The organism is Cystobacter fuscus, assembly GCF_002305875.1.
Lineage (GTDB): Bacteria > Myxococcota > Myxococcia > Myxococcales > Myxococcaceae > Cystobacter > Cystobacter fuscus_A.
Map to the genome: position 1 here is coordinate 4,815,092 of NZ_CP022098.1, position 18,473 is coordinate 4,833,564.

Annotated in this window: 18 protein-coding genes; 12 read left to right on the top strand and 6 right to left on the bottom strand. The window is 70.6% G+C overall.

What is annotated here, in order from left to right; all coding sequences use genetic code 11:
- Positions 1-15: 15 nt before the first annotated feature.
- From CYFUS_RS19790 to CYFUS_RS19805, 4 genes are all read left to right on the top strand, one after another.
- Positions 16-657, top strand: a complete 642-nt coding sequence (locus CYFUS_RS19790) for a TetR/AcrR family transcriptional regulator (RefSeq protein ID WP_095986641.1) — start codon at positions 16-18, stop codon at positions 655-657.
- A gap of 87 nt (positions 658-744) precedes the next feature.
- Entirely contained in the window at positions 745-4,812 is a 4,068-nt protein-coding gene (locus tag CYFUS_RS19795; protein WP_095986642.1) for a PAS domain S-box protein, read from the top strand.
- Positions 4,813-4,844: 32 nt separating this feature from the next.
- On the top strand, positions 4,845-6,170 hold the full coding sequence (locus CYFUS_RS19800; RefSeq protein ID WP_095986643.1) for a P1 family peptidase: 1,326 nt from the start codon (positions 4,845-4,847) through the stop codon (positions 6,168-6,170).
- Between the two features lie 40 nt (positions 6,171-6,210).
- Positions 6,211-6,324 carry a hypothetical protein gene (locus CYFUS_RS19805; protein WP_002623709.1) on the top strand — a complete coding sequence of 38 codons (114 nt, stop codon included), beginning with the start codon at positions 6,211-6,213 and terminating at the stop codon, positions 6,322-6,324.
- A gap of 44 nt (positions 6,325-6,368) precedes the next feature.
- Here the strand turns inward: CYFUS_RS19805 and CYFUS_RS19810 are convergent, their stop codons facing one another.
- Positions 6,369-6,854, bottom strand: a complete 486-nt coding sequence (locus CYFUS_RS19810; protein ID WP_095986644.1) for a hypothetical protein — start codon at positions 6,852-6,854, stop codon at positions 6,369-6,371.
- Positions 6,855-6,958: 104 nt separating this feature from the next.
- On the opposite strand from CYFUS_RS19810, the gene CYFUS_RS19815 reads away from it, so the two are divergent.
- Both CYFUS_RS19815 and CYFUS_RS19820 read left to right on the top strand, forming a co-directional pair.
- A complete protein-coding gene (locus CYFUS_RS19815; RefSeq protein WP_095992119.1) occupies positions 6,959-8,107 on the top strand; it encodes an AI-2E family transporter in 1,149 nt (382 codons plus the stop codon).
- Between the two features lie 52 nt (positions 8,108-8,159).
- On the top strand, positions 8,160-9,755 hold the full coding sequence (locus tag CYFUS_RS19820) for a hypothetical protein (RefSeq protein ID WP_157758537.1): 1,596 nt from the start codon (positions 8,160-8,162) through the stop codon (positions 9,753-9,755).
- 9 nt (positions 9,756-9,764) lie between these two features.
- On the opposite strand, the gene CYFUS_RS19825 is transcribed toward CYFUS_RS19820, so the two are convergent.
- The 3 genes from CYFUS_RS19825 to CYFUS_RS19835 form a co-directional block, all read right to left on the bottom strand.
- Complete coding sequence (locus CYFUS_RS19825) at positions 9,765-10,490, bottom strand: response regulator (protein WP_095986646.1); 726 nt, start codon at positions 10,488-10,490, stop codon at positions 9,765-9,767.
- Complete coding sequence (locus tag CYFUS_RS19830) at positions 10,487-11,767, bottom strand: sensor histidine kinase (RefSeq protein ID WP_095986647.1); 1,281 nt, start codon at positions 11,765-11,767, stop codon at positions 10,487-10,489. Before CYFUS_RS19830 ends, CYFUS_RS19825 begins: the two co-directional genes overlap by 4 nt.
- Positions 11,768-11,861: 94 nt before the next feature.
- On the bottom strand, positions 11,862-12,212 hold the full coding sequence (locus CYFUS_RS19835) for a hypothetical protein (protein ID WP_095986648.1): 351 nt from the start codon (positions 12,210-12,212) through the stop codon (positions 11,862-11,864).
- Between the two features lie 142 nt (positions 12,213-12,354).
- On the opposite strand from CYFUS_RS19835, the gene CYFUS_RS19840 reads away from it, so the two are divergent.
- From CYFUS_RS19840 to CYFUS_RS19860, 5 genes are all read left to right on the top strand, one after another.
- The gene (locus CYFUS_RS19840; RefSeq protein ID WP_095992120.1) at positions 12,355-12,627 is read left to right on the top strand and encodes a MoaD/ThiS family protein; all 273 of its coding nucleotides are present in this window, start codon (positions 12,355-12,357) and stop codon (positions 12,625-12,627) included.
- A 3-nt stretch (positions 12,628-12,630) separates the two neighbouring features.
- Complete coding sequence (locus CYFUS_RS19845; protein WP_095986649.1) at positions 12,631-13,137, top strand: Mov34/MPN/PAD-1 family protein; 507 nt, start codon at positions 12,631-12,633, stop codon at positions 13,135-13,137.
- A 164-nt stretch (positions 13,138-13,301) separates the two neighbouring features.
- The gene (gene cysC / locus CYFUS_RS19850; RefSeq protein WP_095986650.1) at positions 13,302-14,084 is read left to right on the top strand and encodes an adenylyl-sulfate kinase; all 783 of its coding nucleotides are present in this window, start codon (positions 13,302-13,304) and stop codon (positions 14,082-14,084) included.
- Positions 14,085-14,169: 85 nt separating this feature from the next.
- The gene (gene larE / locus CYFUS_RS19855) at positions 14,170-15,054 is read left to right on the top strand and encodes an ATP-dependent sacrificial sulfur transferase LarE (protein WP_095986651.1); all 885 of its coding nucleotides are present in this window, start codon (positions 14,170-14,172) and stop codon (positions 15,052-15,054) included.
- Positions 15,055-15,241: 187 nt separating this feature from the next.
- Positions 15,242-15,406: a ribbon-helix-helix domain-containing protein gene (locus CYFUS_RS19860; RefSeq protein WP_002623731.1), complete on the top strand. Its 165-nt coding sequence runs from the start codon at positions 15,242-15,244 to the stop codon at positions 15,404-15,406.
- Positions 15,407-15,420: 14 nt separating this feature from the next.
- Here CYFUS_RS19860 and CYFUS_RS19865 read toward each other — a convergent pair whose 3' ends face one another.
- Both CYFUS_RS19865 and CYFUS_RS19870 read right to left on the bottom strand, forming a co-directional pair.
- A complete protein-coding gene (locus CYFUS_RS19865; protein ID WP_157758538.1) occupies positions 15,421-17,337 on the bottom strand; it encodes a permease in 1,917 nt (638 codons plus the stop codon).
- A gap of 79 nt (positions 17,338-17,416) precedes the next feature.
- Positions 17,417-17,860, bottom strand: coding sequence for a MerC domain-containing protein (locus tag CYFUS_RS19870; protein ID WP_095986653.1), 444 nt, complete (start codon positions 17,858-17,860; stop codon positions 17,417-17,419).
- Positions 17,861-18,122: 262 nt separating this feature from the next.
- Here CYFUS_RS19870 and CYFUS_RS19875 point away from each other — a divergent pair, with 262 nt between their 5' ends.
- On the top strand, positions 18,123-18,473 hold the full coding sequence (locus CYFUS_RS19875; RefSeq protein WP_095992121.1) for a hypothetical protein: 351 nt from the start codon (positions 18,123-18,125) through the stop codon (positions 18,471-18,473).

Genomic DNA, 18,473 nt, shown 5'->3' on the forward strand with positions numbered 1-18,473 from the left:
GGGAGAGGAGAAGGCATGGCGGTGCGGGGTGCCCGGAAGAAGGTGGCGGACAAGGCGCACTATCACCATGGCGACCTGCGCCGGGCGCTGCTGGACGCGTCCCTGGAGCTCATCTCCCAGGAGGGCTTTGGCGCCCTGTCCCTTCGGGAGGTGGCGCGGCGGGCCGGGGTGACGCACGCGGCGCCCTACCGGCACTTCGCGGACAAGGAGGCGCTGCTGGCGGCGGTGGCCGAGGAGGGTTTTCGCTCGATGACGGCGCGCATGCGCCAGGACATGGCCCGGGAGCCGACGCCCCTCCAACGCCTGATGGCCTGTGGGGTGGCCTATGTCCTCTTCGCCGTGGAGAACGCCGCGCACTTCCGGGTGATGTTCGGTCCCCACTTCACCCGGCCCCTGACGCCCTCCGGCTCCCAGGAGGAGGGCAACTCGTTCCAGGTGCTGGTGGACGTCCTCCTCGAGGCCCAGCGGGCCGGAGAGGTGCGCGCGGGCGAGCCCCATGCGCTCGCGCTCACGTGCTGGTCCCTGGTTCATGGTCTGGCCTCACTGTGGGTGGATCGCCAGTTGGAGCACACGGGGTTGAGCACGGGGGTCGAGGCGCTGGCCCGGGAGCAGACGCGGATGTTGATGAGGGGTCTGGCGCTCACCCCGGTCGAGTGAGGCGCCCTCCGCCGCCCATTTCCCCATTGCGTGCGCGGCGACAAATGGGCATGTCTTCTGGATCCACCCCCATGAGCCGAGCATTCGATGAGTTCTTCCCAGGCCGATGAGCTGCGGCTCCTGCGTGCGGAAGTCGAGCGCCTGCGCGGGTTGCTCCATCGGGGAGGGATCGACCCCAACGCTTCCCAGGAGGCGAGCTACCGGCGGATCGTGGAGAGCGCGATCGACTTCGCCGTGATCGCCCTGGACCTCGAGGGGCGGATCACGCACTGGAACGAGGGGGCCCGGCGCATCCTCGGGTGGACGCAGGAGCGGATCCGCGGCGAGCCGGCCGCCGTGTTCTTCACCGAGGAGGACCGGGCACGGGGCATCCCGGAGCTGGAGATGGGCAAGGCGCTGGCGGGAGGCCGCGCCGTCGACGAGCGCTGGCACCAGCGGGAGGACGGCTCCCGGTTCTGGGCGAGCGGCGAGATGATGCCGCTCAAGGACGAGCGGGGCACGCCCATCGGCTTCGTGAAGATCCTGCGCGATCGCACCCCGCAGAAGCGGCTCGAGGAGGAGCGCGAGCGCTTCATCCTCCTGGCCGAGCAATCCACCGACTTCGTGTGCCTCGCCGACGCGGAGGGCCGGGGGCTGTTCATCAACCAGGCCGGGCGACGCCTGGTGGGCCTGCCGGAGGGGGACATCCGCGCCATGGGCCTCGCGGACTTCTTCCCGCCCGCGGAGCGCGGCTTCCTCCAGGACGTCATCCTGCCCATGCAGCGCGCCATGGGGCACTGGCGGGGCCGGGTCCACCTCCAGCACCATGGCACCGGGGCGCTCATCCGGGTGGACTGCAACGCCTTCGTCCTGCGCGACGCGGCGGGCCGCCTCACCGGCTACGCGCTCCTCAACCGGGACATCACCGCGCTCGAGCTGGCCGAGTCCGCGCTGCGCCGGAGCGATGAGCGCTTGCAGCTCGCCCTGAAGGCCTCCGGTTCGGTGGGCGTCTGGGACTGGGACATCCTGGCCGACAAGCTCTACCAGGATGCCCGCTGCGCCCGGCTCTTCTCCGTCGCGCCGGAGGTGGCCACCGCCGGGGCTCCGCTCGCGACCTTCCTCGGCGGCATCCACCCCGAGGATCGGGAGCGGGTGGGGCGGGAGATCCAGCGCGGCCTCGACAGGGAGCTCGAGTACGAGAGCGAGTACCGGGTGACGCCCGGGGGCGAGGTGCGGTGGATCCAGGTCCGGGGACGCATCTACCGGGACGAGCAGGGCAGGCCCGTGCGGTTTCCGGGCATCGTCATCGATATCACCGAGCGCAAGCGGGCGGAGTTGCGCCAGCACGCGCTGCTGGAGCTGAGCGATCGGCTGCGCAACCTGAACGGGACGCGTGAGATCGCCATCCTGGGCGCGCAGCTGATCGGCCGCACGTTGGGCCTGTCCCGGGTGGGCTTCGCCCTGGTCGATCTGGACACCGAGATCCTCACCGTCGAGCAGGACTGGTCCAACGGAGAGGTCGCGGGCATCGCGGGCGGCTATCCCTTCACCGTCTTCGACTCCGCCCTGGAGCTGTTGAGGCGCGGCCAGTCCCTCGTGGAGACGGATGCCGAGATGGCGGAGTGGATCCCCGCCGCGGAGCTGCCCAACTACCGTGCCCTGGACATGCGCGGCTTCGCCGGCCTGCCGCTCATGCGCAACGATCGGCTCGTTGGCTTCGTCTATGCGCACAGCTCCCTGCCTCGCGCCTGGCAGGAGGCGGACGTGGGCTTCATCCGGGAGGTCTCCGTCCGCACGTGGGAGGCCATCGAGCGGGCCCAGGCCGAGCAGCGGCTGCGCGAGAGCGAGCAGGATCTGCGGCAGATCACGGATCAGGCGCCGGAGATGATCGGCTACGTCGATCGCGACCTCGTCTACCGGTTCGTCAACCGCACCTACGAGGAGTGGTTCGCCCGGCCCCTGGATCGGATCATCGGCAAGTCCGCGCTCGAGCTGCTGGGGGAGGAGGCCTTCGCGCTGCGCGAGCCCTACTTCCGGCGCGCGCTCGAGGGAGAGGCGACCTCCTTCGAGGCGCCGCTGTACATCCCGGGGCGCAGCCCGCGCGAGCTGGAGCTGCGCTTCTTTCCCCGAAGGGATCTGGAGGGCAACGTCCAGGGCGTCTACCTCTTCATCCTGGACAACACGGACCGCAAGCGCGCCGAGCGCGCCCTGCTCGAGGCCAACAAGCGCCTGGAGCTGCGGGTCGAGGAGCGCACGCGGGAGCGGGATCGCATCTGGAATCACTCCGATGACCTGATGGGGGTGATGAGCACCGATGGGTTCCTCAAGTCCATCAATCCCGCCTGGAGCCGCCTGCTGGGGGTCGACGCGGAGTCGCTGCTGATGAGCCACTTCCTGGACCTCATCCACCCGGACGACCATGCCTCCGTGGGAGCGGTCGTGGCGAGCCTGAGCCGGGGTGAGCGCGTGCACCGCATGGAGAACCGCCTGCGGCGCGTGGACGGCTCCTACCGCTCCCTGTCCTGGACCGCGGTGCCCGGCGACGACAAGGTCTTCTATGCCATCGGCCGGGACGTCACCGCCGAGCGCGAGACCGCCGCGCTCCAGCAGCGGCTGTTCGACGTGCTCGACCAGTCTCCCGACTTCATCGGCATCGCCGAGCCCCAGGGCCGGATCCTCTATGTCAACGCCTCCGGCCGGAGGATGGTCGGTCTGTCCGGACCGGGCGGGGTGGCCGTGCGCACCGTGCTCGAGTTCTTCTCGCCCGAGGATCGGCCGCTCATCGAGGGCACGGCGCTGCCCACGGCCCTGCGGGAAGGCAAGTGGGTGGGCCGCTGCCGCTTCCGTCACCTCACGACGGGGGTGGACATCCCGGTGGAGTACAACGTGTTCGCCACGCGTGACGGAGAGGGCCAGCTGCTCGGTCTCGGCATGGTGACGCGGGACATCACCCGGCAGCTCCAGCACGAGCAGACCCTGCGCGAGACGGAAGACAAGCTGCGTCAGTCCCAGAAGATGGAGGCGGTGGGGCAGCTCACGGGGGGCATCGCGCACGACTTCAACAACCTGCTGGGCGGCATCATCGGCTCCATGGAGATGCTGCGGCGGCGCATCGAGGCGGGTCGCTACTCGGAGGTGGACAAGTACATCAACGCCACCATGAACTCGGCGCGCCGGGCCGCCTCGCTCACCGCGCGCCTGCTCGCCTTCGGCCGCCGCCAGTCGCTCGACGTGAAGCCCACGGACATCAACGCGCTCGTCATGTCCATGGCGGAGCTGCTGCGCCGCACCCTGGGCGAGAGCATCTCGCTCAAGACGATGCTCGACCCGGTCCTGTGGCCGGCGAGGACGGACGCCAACCAGTTCGAGAACGCGCTGCTCAACCTGGCCATCAACGCCCGCGACGCCATGCCCCAGGGTGGCAAGCTCACGGTGGAGACGCGCAACACGCGGCTGGACGAGGCCTATGCGCGCGGGGTGGAGGGGCTCAGGCCCGGCGACTTCGTGGTCATGTGCGTGAGCGACACGGGCCATGGCATGCCCCCGGAGGTCATCGCCCGCGCCTTCGAGCCCTTCTTCACCACCAAGCCCATCGGCCAGGGCACGGGGCTCGGCCTGTCGATGATCTACGGCTTCGCCCGGCAGGTGGACGGCCACGTGCGCATCTACTCCGAGGTGGGTCGGGGCACGACGATCAAGCTCTACATGCCGCGTCATGTCGGCGCGGGCGCCCAGGTGGGGGAGGCGAGGCCGGAGATCGTGCCCCTGCCGCGCGCCCAGGAAGGGGAGACGGTCCTCGTGGTCGAGGATGATCCCGCCGTGCGCATGCTGGTGCTGGAGATCCTCGAGGACCTGGGCTACGCGGCCCTCGAGGCGAAGGACGCGCGCTCGGCGCTGCCGATCCTCGAGGGGAAGGAGCGGATCGATCTGCTGGTGACGGACGTGGGCCTGCCCGGGGGGATGAACGGGCGCCAGATGGCGGAGGTGGCGCGCCAGCACCGGCCAGAGCTCCAGGTGCTGTTCATCACCGGCTACGCGGAGGGGGCGTCGGTGCGCGGCGGGTTCCTCGCCCCCGGCATGGAGATGATCACCAAGCCCTTCGCGCTGGACGTGCTGGCGGCGCGCATCCGGGAGATGATCGAGCGGAAACCGTCGTCCCGGCCTCCGGACAATTGACCGGGGGGGCGCCTCGGCTAGGTTGGCGTCCCATGGGCTACCTTCCCGAGTCAGAGACCCCCGAGAAGCGCGTGCGCGCCCGGGAGCTGGGCTTGCCCTTGGGCCGCTTCAAGCCCGGCCGGCACAACGCCATCACCGACGTGGAGGGCGTGCTCGTCGGGCACAGCACCATCATCCAGGGCGAGGGGCCGCTGCGGCCGGGGCATGGGCCGGTGCGCACGGGCGTCACCGCCATCCTGCCCAACCGGCGCGACATCTTCATGGAGCGCATGACGGGCGGGGGCTTCGTGCTCAACGGGGCCGGCGAGGTGTCCGGCATGACGCAGCTCATGGAGTGGGGGCTGGTGGAGACGCCCATCCTGCTCACCAACACCATGGCCGTGGGCGCGGTGTCCGACGCGGTGACGCGCCACATGGTGGAGCAGAACCCGGGCATCGGCGACGAGCACGACGTCATCATCCCCATCGTCGGCGAGTGCGACGACAGCTACCTCAACGACATCTCCGGCCGGCACGTCAAGCGCGAGCACGTCTACGAGGCCATCCGCACGGCCTCGGACGGCCCGGTGGCCGAGGGCAACGTGGGTGGCGGCACCGGCATGCTCACGTGCGACTTCAAGGGCGGCATCGGCACCTCCTCGCGCAAGCTGCCCGAGTCCCTGGGCGGCTACACCCTGGGCGTGCTGGTGATGTCCAACTTCGGCAAGATGCACAACCTGCGCGTGGGCGGGCTGCCCGTGGGCGAGCTGCTCGCCGAGAAGTTCAAGCACATGCCCCGGCGCACGCAGAACTACGGCTCCATCATCTCCGTGGTGGCCACGGACGCGCCCCTGCTCACCAATCAGATCAACCGCCTGTGCAAGCGCGTGGCGCTGGGCATCGGCCGGGTGGGCAGCTACGCGGCGCACGGCTCGGGGGAGATCGTGGTGGGCTTCTCCACCGCCAACGTCATCCCCCGGCGCACCCAGAAGATGGTCTACAAGCTGAAGATCCTCCTGGATCAGCGCTTGGATCCCCTCTACGAGGCGGTGATGGAGGCCACCGAGGAGGCCATCCTCAACGCCATGTGCATGGCCACGTCGATGACGGGGGTCAACGGCAACTTCGTGCCGGCGCTGCCCCTGGACGAGGTGCGCCGGTTCGTGAGCGCCTGCCAGCCCATCTTCTCCTCGGTGAAGAAGCGTGCCCAGCAGGCGGGCACCCCCGGGGGGAAGGGCAAGCCGGCCGAGGGGGACAAGCCCGAGCACGCCAAGCTCCGGGGCGCCGAGGGGATTCCCTATCCCACCCGGCCGGCGCCGGAGGTGGAGCCGGGGCGGGACATCGAGGACTCCTCTTCCAAGAAGAGTTCTGATACGTAGGCGGCTTTCGTCCGTCCTACCTCACCCAGGAGTCACCCAGATGGCCCGTAGCAAGAGCAAGCACCGCCGCGTGCAGAACATCATCCGCCAGAAGTGGAAGCGCCAGCTCAAGCGCAAGGCGGCCGCCGCCAAGGAAGCCGCCGCGAAGAAGTAGTCTCGCGGCTCGGACCCGCTCCGCACGTGCCCGCCCGCCGGTGTCTACTGGCGGGTCGCCGTGAAGGGGCGGGTGACCGAGCATCTCCGGGTGCTCCCCGTCGAGGTGCTCGCGAAGTTGCCCTGCCAGTCGCCGATCAGCTTGTCCACGCCTCCGTCACCCACCCCGGCGACGTAGCGCCCCGTCAGGCTCTCCGACTCGAGGTCCGCCGTGCCCCCGTCCATGCTCCCCACGCGGCCGCCCAGCAGGTTGAAGTCGTTCGTCTCGTAGAGTGTGCCGCGCAGCGTCAAGCCGTCCAACTGGGCAGTCAACTCACTGCCCTGGCGCGTCATGTCCAGGGAGCCCTGGGGCAACGTCACCGTCACCCCCTGGCACGTGCCGGGTGTCATCCCGTCGCCGAACTCGAGGGTATAGCGCCCGTCGACGGGCGAGCACTGGATGCAGCCTTGGGATGAGCCGCCACACCCCGCCGCGCTCAGGGATACGAGGAGGGCGGCGAGTGGGGGCGAGGGGATCCGTCCAGAAGTCATGACTTGTCTCCCACGAAGGGGGGGAATGGACTTCCCGCGAGGAAACGAGGTTCCTAGGTTTGTCGTGTCCTGGGCGGGGTTGGTGTGGGTGGGGGTGTGGGGTGGTGACGGGGTTCGATACGAAGCGGTGTTCCAATCTTATCTTCGCCGGACTTTTCGTCCTGGCGCTCATCCTCTTCTCGCGCATCCTGCTGCCGTTCTTGATGCCGGTGTTGCTGGGGGGCTTCCTGGTGGTGCTCTTCCAGCCCCTGCAGGACGCGCTGGCGCGCTCGCGCTTCAAGCTGTCGGCGCCGGTGTGCGCGGGGTTGAGCACGATGGCCGTGTTCCTGCTCATCCTGGTGCCGCTGGTGGTGGTGGGCTGGCTGGTGGTGCGCGAGGTGCTCGAGCTGGTGGAGCACGCGCAGGTCGTGTTCGACCATGTGGACCTGCGTGAGCGGATGGCGGCGGGGCTGCCGCGCGGGTTGCGGCGCTACGCGCTGGGCCTGCACGGCACGCGCACCGAGGAGGCGCTGACGGAGGCGATGTCCAGCGGGGTGTCGGTGCTCACCAACCTCCTGGGCGCGGGCACGGAGCTCATCGTCGATCTCTTCCTGATGATCGTGGCGATGTACTACTTCTTCCTGGATGGCCGGCGGCTGTGGGCCGAGGGCACGCAGCTGGTGCCCATGGACAAGCGCTACATCCAGGCGTTCGCCAAGGAGTTCACCGACGTGGCGCACGCCATCATCTATGGCAACACCATCACCTCGCTCGTGCAGGGGTTGCTGGGGGTGGTGGGGCTGATGCTGGTGAAGGTGCCACACGCGGGGGTGTGGGGCGCGGCCATGGCGGTGGTGGCCATGGTGCCCGTGGGAGGCACGGCGCTCGTGTGGGGCCCCATTGGCCTGGTGCTCCTGATGATGGGCAAGGTGAACGAGGGCATCTTCCTCCTGGCCTGGGGCGCCTTCGTGGTGAGCAGCATCGACAACGTCATCCGGCCGAGGCTGTGCGGCTCGCGCATGACGCTCCACCCGCTGCTCGTCTTCCTGTCCATCTTCGGCGGCCTGGCGGTGTTCGGGATGATGGGGCTGCTGGTGGGGCCGCTCATCGCCTCGCTCTTCATGGCCATGGTGCGCATCTACCGGCGCGACTTCCTCGGGCTGCGCGCGCGAGGAGCGCCGCCCGCGGTGGCTCCCGCCGCGACCGCCACCAGCACCTCGTCCACCGCGCCGACCGCTCCGGTGGGCCCCACGCCCGCGGCGGTCGAGGTCTGACGCACCGCGAGCCTGGACAAGGGCCCGCGCGGTGGGTGAGGCTGCCGGGCACATGAAGGTTTCAGGACTCAGGCTGTGTCGCTGGAGCGCGGTGCTGGGCCTGGCCGCCGTGCTGCTCACTTCCCAGGTCGCGCTCGCCGCGCGCGTGGCGGTCTCCGCGCTCGAGGGAGACCCCAAGGGCAAGCTCCGGGCGCAGGTGACGGCCGCCCTGCGCAAGACGCGCAAGGTGCAGGTGTCGCCCCCCACGGCCTGGACGCAGGCGGCGGGCAAGCAGGGGTTGAAGGGCCCCGCGGCCGTGACTCCCGCGGCGGTCAAGCGCCTGGCGCCCAAGCTCCGGGTGGACGCCGTCCTCACGGGCTCGGCGGGGCGGGAACTCGACGTGCGATTGATGAACCAGGAGGGCCAGGTGGTGTGGTCCGAGAGCTATCCGCTCAAGCGCGGGTTGCTCGCGCCCAAGGACGCGGCCCGGCTCGCCCAGGCGGTGGCCACGGCCCCCACCACCGCGCCCGAGCCCCCGGCACCGACCCCGGCGGCCTCGTCGCCGCTCCCGCCCCTTCCCCCGCCGCCGTCCCGCGCCGAGCCCCAGGCCCGCGCCGAGCCGAGCGAGGCGCCCCGGGTGGTGCCGCCCGAGCCGCCCGCGAAGGGGAAGGACGCGCCCGCGGCGCCCAGGGCCCCCGCTCCGGGCAAGGCCGGGCGTTCCGCCGCGCTCGCGTGGGTGGAGCTGGACGACGAGTCGCACACCTTCGTGGCGGGCAGCGGGGGAGGCGTCGCCGACGAGGAGCAGGTGAAGGACGTCCCCGAGCGTCCCGGCGCGCATCCCCCCCGGGTGCGGGTGCTGGTGGGCGCGGTGGTGACGTGGCGCTCGTACTGTGCGCGGCCGGGCGTCGAGTCCTGTGCCGCCTTCGATGCGCGGCCCCCCGAGCAGCAACTGGGGGACACCGCCGACTACGCTGCCCAGGCGCCCTACGCGGGCGTCGCCGCCGAGGCGGAGGTGTTCCCCCTGGCGCACCGCACGTCGCTCCTGCGGGGGCTGGGGCTCACCCTGGCCTATCAGCGCAGCTTCGCGCCGACGACGGTGGTGGTGACTACGCCCACCGGCTCCACGCCCCGGCGCGAGGTGACGGCCACGGACACGGCCTATGGCGCCATGCTCGCCTGGCGCTACTTCTTCGCCCGCGGGGGCTCGGACGCGCCGCTGTGGGGGTACGCCGGCGTGCGGCTGGGCCTGCTCGGCCGGGAGTTCGGCCTGGACGAGACGTTGAACGCGGCCCTGCCGCTGGTGCACCGCTTCTCGCCGGCGGTGGGGCTGGACGTCTCGGTGCCGCTGCTCGAGCTCGTGCGCGTGGAGGCCGCGGGCCGCTTCTTCTTCCCGTCCTCGCCGGGGCACTCGCTGCTGGGTGGCGGGGACGATGGCCCGTACCCCTCGGAGGTGCGTGACTACGGCACGGCGGTGTCGAGCCTCGGTTGGTCGGCCGAGGTGGGGGTCGCCGGTGAGGTGTGGGGCCCCTTCGGCTACAGCGTGCGGGGGCACGTGGAGGGCTACCGGGACGGCTTCACGGGGCAGGGGGCGCGGCGCGGGTGGACCGAGGGCGGCGTGGCCCAGGAGTCGTACCTGAGCGTCCTCGCGGGCGTCACCGCCTCCTGGTGAGCCCGCGCGTCACACCGAGATGATGCCCTTGCGGATGCCCTCGGTGACGGCCTCGGTGCGGTTGGTGACCTCGAGCTTGCGGTAGATGTGCTCCAGGTGGGTGCGGATGGTGGCCTTGGAGATGGAGAGCACCTGGGCCGCCTCGCTGTTGGACACGCCCTTGGCGATGAGCTGGAGGATCTCCTTCTCCCGGTCCGACAGGGGCTTGACCGGAGGCCCCCCGGCGTCGCCCACCGGAGCGTCGGGCGGCTTGGACGCGGGCGGGGTGGGCGCGGGGGCCACGGGATCCGGGCTCACGCGGAAGTGGCGCAGCAGGCGGCGCGCGAGGCTCGGCTGGATGACGGTGCCTCCGGCGCGTACCTCCTTGATGGCCTCGATGATCTTGTCGACGGGCGTGCCCTTGAGCAGGTAGCCCGAGGCGCCAGCCTTCACCGCCTCGAGCACTTTGTCCTCCTCCTCGAAGATGGTGAAGATGAGGATCTCCACGTGGGGCCAGTTCGCCTTGACGTGGCGCGTGACGTCGATGCCGCTCATGCGGGGCAGTCCCAGGTCCAACAGCAGCACATGGGGCTGGCAGCGCGGCACCTCCTCGAGCGCGGCCTCGCCCGAGAGCGCGGTGCCGACGATCTCCAGCTCCTGGCGGCCCTCGAACAGCTTGAGCTGGCTCTTGAGGATGAGCTTCTGGTCCTCGACGACGAGAACGCGGATGGGGGACTCGGTGCTCGCTTCGGTCATGGGCGGGAGGGGAGGGAGAAGGAGACGCGGGTGCCCTTGCCGGGTGCCGAGTCCACGAGGAGGGTGGCACCGAGCTTCATGGCCCGCTCGTGCATGTTGAGCAGGCCGTAGTGGCCACGGGGGGTGTGCTGGGGATCGAAGCCCTTGCCGTCATCGCGCACGAGCAGGTGGATGCGCTCGGGATCGTAGTCCAGGCGCACGTCGACCTGCCGGGGCTCGGCGTGCTTGGCGGCGTTGGTCAGACATTCCTGGAGGATGCGGAAGAGGGCGAGCTGGGCGTCCGGCGCGAGCTGGCGTGACAGGCCGGTGCGCTCGAAGCGGACGTTGAGCTGGGTGCGCTGCTGGAACGTCTTCACGTACTCCTCGAGCCCCTGGGCCAGCTCGAAGTCCTCGCGCATCATCTGCAGGCTGCGGCGCAGCTCCTCGATGGACTCCTCGGCGTTGCTCTTGAGCTCCTGGATCTCCGCGCGCAGGGGGCCGCCCTGGGCGAGCCCGAGGATGTACTCCGTCTGGATGATCATCGAGGAGAGCGAGGCGCCCAGCCCATCGTGGATTTCGCGCGCCAGGCGGTTGCGCTCCTCGACGAGGGCCATCTCCTTGAGATCCGACTGCATCTCCACCACCTCGCGGTGGGCGGCCGTCTCGCGGTCGTTCAGGTAGGAGAGCACGTAGATGATGATGACGTTGAGGCCCAGGTACCAGAAGAGGGTGAGCACCTCGATGGCGGACACCTCGCGGTCGAGCAGCAGATCCAACCGGAGGATGACGGGGAGCGACAGCAGCGCGGGGACGATCGCCAGGGGCTTGGGGAAGAGGAGGGCGAAGAGGGTGGTGAAGAGCAGCTGGGTGGCGAGCAGCGGGCTCTGCAAGCCACCGCCCACCTGGGGCTTGGCGAGCACGACGACCATGATGACCACGTCGAGGCAGAGCGTGACGTAGGTGACCCACCGGCCGGCCCGGGGATGATCGATGACGAGGAAGTTGGCGACGCTGTAGAGCAGCATCGCGAAGTAGCCGGCGAAGGACAGGGGGCCCAGCAGTCCGAAGTAGAAGGACCAGCGGGGCACCGCGAGGATGGCCAGGCCCAGGGAGAGGAACATGAGCCGCGCGTAGAAGAGGGCGCGGGCCCGGGTGACGAAGCGCTCCTGCTCCCACGAGGCCGCGGCCTGCTCGGCGGAGACGTTGTCCGTGAGGTTGCGCCGCTCGAGCACCGCGCGCACCCGGGCGCGTCGGTGCGACTCGGGAGTGGTGTGATCGAGGCCGACGACGGGTTCCATCAGACCCGCGAGCTTAGAGGACGCGCCGGGTTCCCGGTAATCCTCCGAACGACCGAGGTCGCCCGCCCACCAGGTGGGGGAGGGCGGAGTGGGCTCACGGGGTGGGGCAGGCCTTGAGCGCGTCGGGCTGGCGGGCGAAGACGTGCTCCAGACGATCCTGGGTCTCGCCGGTGGCCTCGTTGAACAGGGGCGTGCCGCCCGTGTACATGGTGCCCTCGGCGTGGCCATAGCGGTCCAGCTTGTGCTCCTGGAGCCAGCGGTCCACGCACGCCTCCTGGGCGGCCCTCGAGCCTCCATCCTCGGCCGGGGCGCCCGCGTCCCGGACGGACAGGGCCGCGTCGGTGGAGGCGGTCTCCTCCTTGGGTGCGGGGGCTTCGGCGGTCTTCTTGGTGGGGCAACCGGTGGTGAGGCAGGCGGCGGCGAGCAGGATGAGCGCGTGTCTCATGGATCCTCGGGGAGGACGGCGAGTGGAGGCTCGGGCGGGGAACCGGAGCGCGGCGGGAAGATAGGCATGGGGCGTGGGCGAGGGGCAGCTTTTCACCGGGCCCGGGGTTGACGGCGGCGAGGGGTTGGGCGAGACGGAGGCCATGGCCATGGTCCGCATCCCCACCGCCTGGCGCGGCCTCTCGGGAAGACAGGGCGAAGTGAGGGTTCCGGGCGCCACCGTGGGCGAGGTGCTCGAGCACCTGGGTCGGCTCCACCCGGAGCTGGGCGCGCGGGTGCTCGACGAGCGGGGCGCGGTGAGGCGCTACGTCAACGTGTTCCTCAACGACGAGGACATCCGCTTCCTGGAGGAGCTGGCCACGCCCGTGGCGGACGCGGACCGCCTCTCCCTCATTCCGGCCATGGCGGGCGGGTAGGGCGTGGCCTCCGCCCATGGCGCTCCCCTCCCTGGTGGCGAGGACGGGGCGCTCCTGCCGGACGACCTGGGCGACGTCGTGCGCCACCTGGAGTCCGCCTGGCCGCGCGAGGGCTGTGGGGTGCTGCTGCGCGCGGGGCGCACGGGGCCCTGGCGGTGCCGCCCCCTGCGCAACGTTCAGGACGCGCTCCATGAGGAGGATCCGGTGCGCTTTCCTCGCACCGCCCGGACCGCCTATGCTTTCGAGCTGCGGGAGTGGCTCGGCGTCCTTCTGGAGGCCGAGGCGCGGGGAGAGGTGGTGGCCTGTGTGTACCACTCCCATGTGGACGGCCCGGCGGACTTCTCCCCCGAGGATTCCCGCCAGGCGGCGCCGGACGGCCAGCCCCTGCTGCCAGGGGTGAGCTACCTGGTGATGGCGGTGCGGGCGGGGTGCGTCACGGCCGCGTCACTGGCGCGCTGGGAGGCGGGAGGTTTTCGCTCCAGGCCGCTCGCCTCCACGGAAATCCCCTGAGAAGACGAGCGCTTGTCCAGTTGTTCTCTCTACCTGCGGAAAGGTAGGCGCGAATTGTCAAACGACCGGTTTTTCGTCTATAACGCCCCGGACTTTTGATCTGCCGCGCTCTTGGGGGGCTCCGAAGGTAAACGCCCTGGGAAGCGCAGGGAGTTTGAACCCGTATGGCGCAGACGCTTGGTTTCACCGTGTGGCTGACCGGCATGTCCGGAACTGGCAAGAGTACGATGGCCGCCTACATCGCGGCCCGGCTCCGCCAGGTCGACCGCAACGTGGAGATTATCGACGAGAACGAAGTGGGCAGCGAGCTGTGGCAGGGCCTGGGCGACAGCAAGGACGAGCGCATGACGATCGTCCGGCGGCTGGGGTACGTGGCCGGCCTGCTCACTCGCAACAACGTGGCGGTGCTGGTGCCCTGCGTGAGCCCCTACAAGGCGGGCCGCGAGGACAACCGCCGCACCATTGGCCGCTACATCGAGGTGTACGTCGACTGTCCGACCGAGAAGCTCATCGAGCGCGACAGTACAGGGCGCTACAAGAAGGCGCTCGGCGGGGAGATCCCCAACTTCATCGGCATCACCGAGCCGTATGAGCCGCCCGCCTCGGCCGAGGTGGTGATCCACTCGGATCAGGAGAGCGTGGAGGAGGGGGCGGCGAAGATCTTCCAGTCGCTGCTGGACCTCGGCTACGTGACCACGGACGAGCTGAAGATCATCACCGGCAAGAAGATGAAGGCGCAGCCGCCCACGCAGGTGGAGGTGACGCGGGTGTCCTCGGCCAAGCCGCCCAAGGCGGCCAAGGTGGGCAAGGCGTCGGCCAAGGCGGACAAGGGCCCGAAGGCCTCGTCCAAGGGCGCCAAGGCGCGTCCCGCGGCGCGGGCGGCCCGGGTGGCCAAGCCCACCAAGGCGGCCAAGAAGGCGTCCTCTTCCAAGCGCAAGGCCCGCTAGCCGGGCGGCCTCGGAGCGTTGGCCCCTCCACGGACCCTCGGGTTGCATGGGCAACCCGGGGGTTCTTCGTTTATAGAGGGCCCCCATGCTGACCCCCGAGCGCATCCAGGCCCTGTGTGAGTCCTCCCGCCCCAAGCTCGAGGTGATGCGCGCCGGGCTGCGCGCGCACGGTTCGGCGTTGGTGGCCTTCTCCGGCGGGGTGGACTCCACCTTCGTGCTGAAGGTTGCCGTGGAGGAGCTGGGCGAGCGCGCCCTGGCGCTCACGGCGCTGTCGGCCTCGGTGGCCCCCGAGGAGGAGCGCGAGGCGCGCGAGCTGGCCGCCCGGCTCGGCGCCCGGCACGTGGTGGTCTCCAGCGACGAGCTGTCCAACCCCCAGTACGCCGCCAACCCCACCAACCGCTGCTACTTCTGCAAGACGGAGCTGTACGACTTGTGCGAGGCCCAGCGCCGGGAGCGGGGCCTGGCGGTGGTGCTGGACGGCTTCAACGCGGACGACTTCAAGGATCACCGCCCGGGGCACAAGGCCGCCCAGGAGCACGCGGTGCGCTCGCCCCTGGCGCTCGCGGGGCTGACCAAGGAGGAGATCCGCGCCTGGAGCCACGCCCTGGGGCTGCCCACCTGGGACAAGCCGCAGATGGCGTGCCTGGCGTCGCGCATCCCCTATGGCACCTCGGTCACCCGCGAGCGGCTCTTCCAGATCGCCGGCGCCGAGTCCGAGCTGCGCAGGCGCGGCTTCCGCCAGTTCCGCGTGCGCTACCACCAGGAGGTGGCACGCATCGAGCTGGCCGCCGAGGAGTACGAGCGCTTCCTGTCCGCCGAGCTGCGGCGCGAGGTGGACGCCGCCTTCAAGGCCCTGGGCTTCAAGTTCGTGGCCCTGGACCTCGAGCCCTTCCGCTCCGGGCGGATGAACGACGCGGCCGGCATCTCCAAGCCCTCCGCCGACGTCCATCCGCTGCCCGTCGTGAGCTGAGCGGCAGCTGAGCCGGGAGCTGATCCGACAGGTCGGCGAGCCGGAAGTTGGATCCTGTTTCGGATCGAACGTAGAGCTTGCCCGCGCGAGCGCGAACCCCCGCCCCGGGTGATCCCCCAGGTCAGTGGGTTTCTTGCGATCTCTCGCACATGTGCGACAACGTGCGCACCTGTAGGAGACAACGCACATGGACATGAATCCTCGCCTCACCTCGGTGGTGTTCCGTCTCAGCCGCGAGAAGCTGGATGCGCTCAAGGAGCTGTCGCGCTCGACGAGGATCCGCCAGAGCGAGTACCTGCGCGAGGCCATCTCGGACCTGCTGACGAAGTACGAGGACAGCCTGGTCGACTGAGGGGCTGGGAGCGCCTAGCCGTCGCGGGAGTGGCGGCAGGCGCCGGAGTGACACGCCGGGCCATGGCTGTGGGCCCGGCGGGGACGCCAGCGCAGCGGCGCCCGGAGGGGGGAAGCGGCGCGGCCCGGGCCGGGGGCGTCGGGGGCGGCGGGGGCATGGTGCGCATGACCGCAGGCCGGTCCGTGCACGTGCAACTGGGAGATGCGCTCCGCGGAGGAGTCGCTGGTCTCCGCGCCCGGAGCGGTGGGCCACATCTGCGCGAGGAAGGCGTGGGGGCCCTGCCGCAGCAGCGAGGCGAGGAAGACGGCGCCCAGGAGGATCAACCCCACCCACTCGAGCACTCCGCCATGCGCCTCGTGGGGCTGGTGCGCCAGACCCGTCTGGGCTGGCAGCAGCGCGTTGAGCACGAGCCCCATGCCGATGGAGCTGAGCGCCACGACGCCCGCGAAGGCCGCGGTCACCTTGCGCCCATGCAGCCGGGCCATGACGGCGAAGGTGGTGATGTTGGTGGCCGGACCGGTGAGGAGGAAGGCCAGCGCGGCGCCCGGGGACATGCCCTTGTGCAGGAGCACCGCCACCAGGGGCGTGGCGCCCGAGGCGCACACGAAGCTGGGCACGCCGAGCAGCGCGAAGAGGGGCACGTCCACGCCCGGCGGGAGGCGGGAGAGCCATTGCGCCTGGAGCAGGGGCTCGATGAGGGCCGCGAGTCCCAGGCCCACGAGGATCCACGGCGCGGTGTGGTCCACGGACTCGACGAGTCCCTCCCGCAGGCCATGGGCGAGGCGCTGACGCAGGGGCGGAACGGCCTGCCCGGTGGAGGAGGAGGGGGAGGGGGCTGGGGAGGTGGGAACCAGCCGACCCACGAGGACGCCGGAGAGCACGGCCACGGCGAAGGCACCGCCCAGGCGCGCGAGGGTGAGGGGCCAGCCGATGAGGGGCACCGACATGATCAACGCGCTCACCCCCAGCTCCGGCGCGGCCACGAGGAAGGACAGCGCGGCGGCGACGGGGACGCCCTTGCGGATGAGGCCCCGGTACACGGGGAGCACGCCGCAGGAGCACAGCGCCAGGGGCATGCCCACCACGCTGCCGCGCAGGGCCTGGGACAGGGAGGAGCCGCGCCGCAGCCACCCCAGCGAGGCCTCTCCGAGGAAGGCCTGGATCAGCCCGGAGAGCACATAGGCGACGAGCAGCGCGGGCGCCGTCTCCAGGGAGAGCGAGAGGAAGGTGGCCCCCGCGCCGAGCTCGCCGGGTTGGGCGCCCAGCACCGGGTGCGCGTGGGAGATGAGCCCGAGCAGCGCCACGGCCGCGACCGCCCCGAGCCCCGCGGTGAGCCGTTGCGAGGCGTCCTGGGACTCGAGACCCGGGCGTCCCCGGAGCAGGGCGGGCAGGAGCGCTCCGGCGGTGAAGGACTGGAAGAGGGCGGCGGCCCGTAGGGCGCCGGGGGCCTGCACTCCACCGCCCCAGCCGAGGCTCACCGCGCCGACGAGCATCACGCCCGCCAGCAGTACGCTGGCGCCCAGGGCACCGGTGCGGGGACGCACGAGCCACCACAGACCCAGCGCGAGGGGGAGCCGGTGCAGGACCACCGCGAGCACGGTGAGCGCATCACCCTGGGGGCCGAGCAGCGACAGGGCCCGTCCTTCCAGGGCCGCGTGTGCCACCAGTCCCGCGACGGCGAGCACCCCTCCGGCCGAGGCCGGCATCCGTCGGCGTGACGCCAGCGCCAGCCCTCCGCCCACCGCCGCCGCGCCCAGCGCCTCCGGGCCCGCCAACGACACCCCGTGGGGGAGGATGTGCACCAGCACCAGACCCCCCAGCGCGACGAAGAGGAAGCCCTCCACCGCCACGCGCGCCGTCCTCCGCCCCTTGACGAACCAATCCACCAGGGGGGCCAGCATCCATGCAGCCAGACTGAGAGACAGGGTCATCGAGCCTTCCCGGTAATTCGAGATGGAACGGGAATCTTGCGCTTTTGTGCGGAACGGAACAAGCCCGGGTGGGGGTTCGTCAGCGGGCGTTGACGACGGCCTCGGCGCAGCAGTCCTGGCAGCGGCGGCGGTTGAACCCATGCGCGATGACCAGCACGGTGGCGCCCAGGGCGGTGACCGCCGTCTCCCGCGCGCTCTCGTGCTCCAGGAGCTGGGCGAGGATCAACAGGCCCAGCCCCAGGGCGCCGAGGGCGAGGACGCGCCCATCCCGGTGTCGCCTGAAGCCCGGAACGAAGCTGACCCCGCCGAGCACGGCCGCCAGCATCACCATGCCGAGGTGGATGGGCGTCTCTTCCAGGGCCTGGCTCATCACCGCCGGCAGCGCGCCCAGCACCAGGGGTAGCACCAGACAATGGACCATGCACAGCAGCGACAGCGCCTGCCCCCATCGGTCCCAACGCCCCGTGCTGGAGCTGTCATGAAATCCCGTGGCGGGAGCAACCCGAATTCGTGGTCCGAACATCCGGCAACCGTATTGTAGAAGCAACGATGTTGCATTTGAAATCTCGAGGCCCGTCGAGACGAAGGGGGGCGCCAGGGCTGGCCGGGTTGCCTGGATGGACCGAGCGCGGCGACTCGAGATTCGCCCTCGCTCTCGAGCGGAAAAGGACCCGCCCTCCTTGCTGGTCGGTTTCGATTCCGCGGGTGGCCTCCTACCGTGAAGGGTGGACCGGTCCGAGAGCGGGCCGATCGGCAACGCCGTACGAACGGAAGGGATGGATGAAATGAGCCACCACCAGCACCACGAGGCGCATGACCATCAGCACGCCAGCGGCTGTGGCCACATCGCCGTGCAGCACGATGACCATGTGGACTACCTGCACGAGGGCCATCTGCACCGGCCGTCGGGGCAGCAGGTGGGCGAGTGCCGCATCGAGGCCGGTGCGGCCAACCCCGTGGAGTGCACGCCCCAGCACGCCTGTGCCGACCATGCGAAGGAGCACCAGCACGGCCCCACGTGTGGCCACCAGACGGTTCCCCATGGCGACCATGTGGACTACCTGGTGAACGGCCACCTGCACCACCCGCACGGGCCCCACTGCGATGACCACGGCGCGCTGCGCGTCGTGACCTGA

Bases quoted from the DNA above. Each gene is read 5' to 3' on its own strand.
- CYFUS_RS19790 (WP_095986641.1), top strand. From the start codon at position 16: ATGGCGGTGCGGGGTGCCCGGAAGAAGGTGGCGGACAAGGCGCACTAT.
- CYFUS_RS19795 (WP_095986642.1), top strand. From the start codon at position 745: ATGAGTTCTTCCCAGGCCGATGAGCTGCGGCTCCTGCGTGCGGAAGTC.
- CYFUS_RS19800 (WP_095986643.1), top strand. From the start codon at position 4,845: ATGGGCTACCTTCCCGAGTCAGAGACCCCCGAGAAGCGCGTGCGCGCC.
- CYFUS_RS19805 (WP_002623709.1), top strand. From the start codon at position 6,211: ATGGCCCGTAGCAAGAGCAAGCACCGCCGCGTGCAGAACATCATCCGC.
- CYFUS_RS19810 (WP_095986644.1), bottom strand. From the start codon at position 6,854: ATGACTTCTGGACGGATCCCCTCGCCCCCACTCGCCGCCCTCCTCGTA.
- CYFUS_RS19820 (WP_157758537.1), top strand. From the start codon at position 8,160: ATGAAGGTTTCAGGACTCAGGCTGTGTCGCTGGAGCGCGGTGCTGGGC.
- CYFUS_RS19825 (WP_095986646.1), bottom strand. From the start codon at position 10,490: ATGACCGAAGCGAGCACCGAGTCCCCCATCCGCGTTCTCGTCGTCGAG.
- CYFUS_RS19830 (WP_095986647.1), bottom strand. From the start codon at position 11,767: ATGGAACCCGTCGTCGGCCTCGATCACACCACTCCCGAGTCGCACCGA.
- CYFUS_RS19835 (WP_095986648.1), bottom strand. From the start codon at position 12,212: ATGAGACACGCGCTCATCCTGCTCGCCGCCGCCTGCCTCACCACCGGT.
- CYFUS_RS19840 (WP_095992120.1), top strand. From the start codon at position 12,355: ATGGCCATGGTCCGCATCCCCACCGCCTGGCGCGGCCTCTCGGGAAGA.
- cysC (WP_095986650.1), top strand. From the start codon at position 13,302: ATGGCGCAGACGCTTGGTTTCACCGTGTGGCTGACCGGCATGTCCGGA.
- larE (WP_095986651.1), top strand. From the start codon at position 14,170: ATGCTGACCCCCGAGCGCATCCAGGCCCTGTGTGAGTCCTCCCGCCCC.
- CYFUS_RS19860 (WP_002623731.1), top strand. From the start codon at position 15,242: ATGGACATGAATCCTCGCCTCACCTCGGTGGTGTTCCGTCTCAGCCGC.
- CYFUS_RS19865 (WP_157758538.1), bottom strand. From the start codon at position 17,337: ATGACCCTGTCTCTCAGTCTGGCTGCATGGATGCTGGCCCCCCTGGTG.
- CYFUS_RS19870 (WP_095986653.1), bottom strand. From the start codon at position 17,860: ATGTTCGGACCACGAATTCGGGTTGCTCCCGCCACGGGATTTCATGAC.
- CYFUS_RS19875 (WP_095992121.1), top strand. From the start codon at position 18,123: ATGAGCCACCACCAGCACCACGAGGCGCATGACCATCAGCACGCCAGC.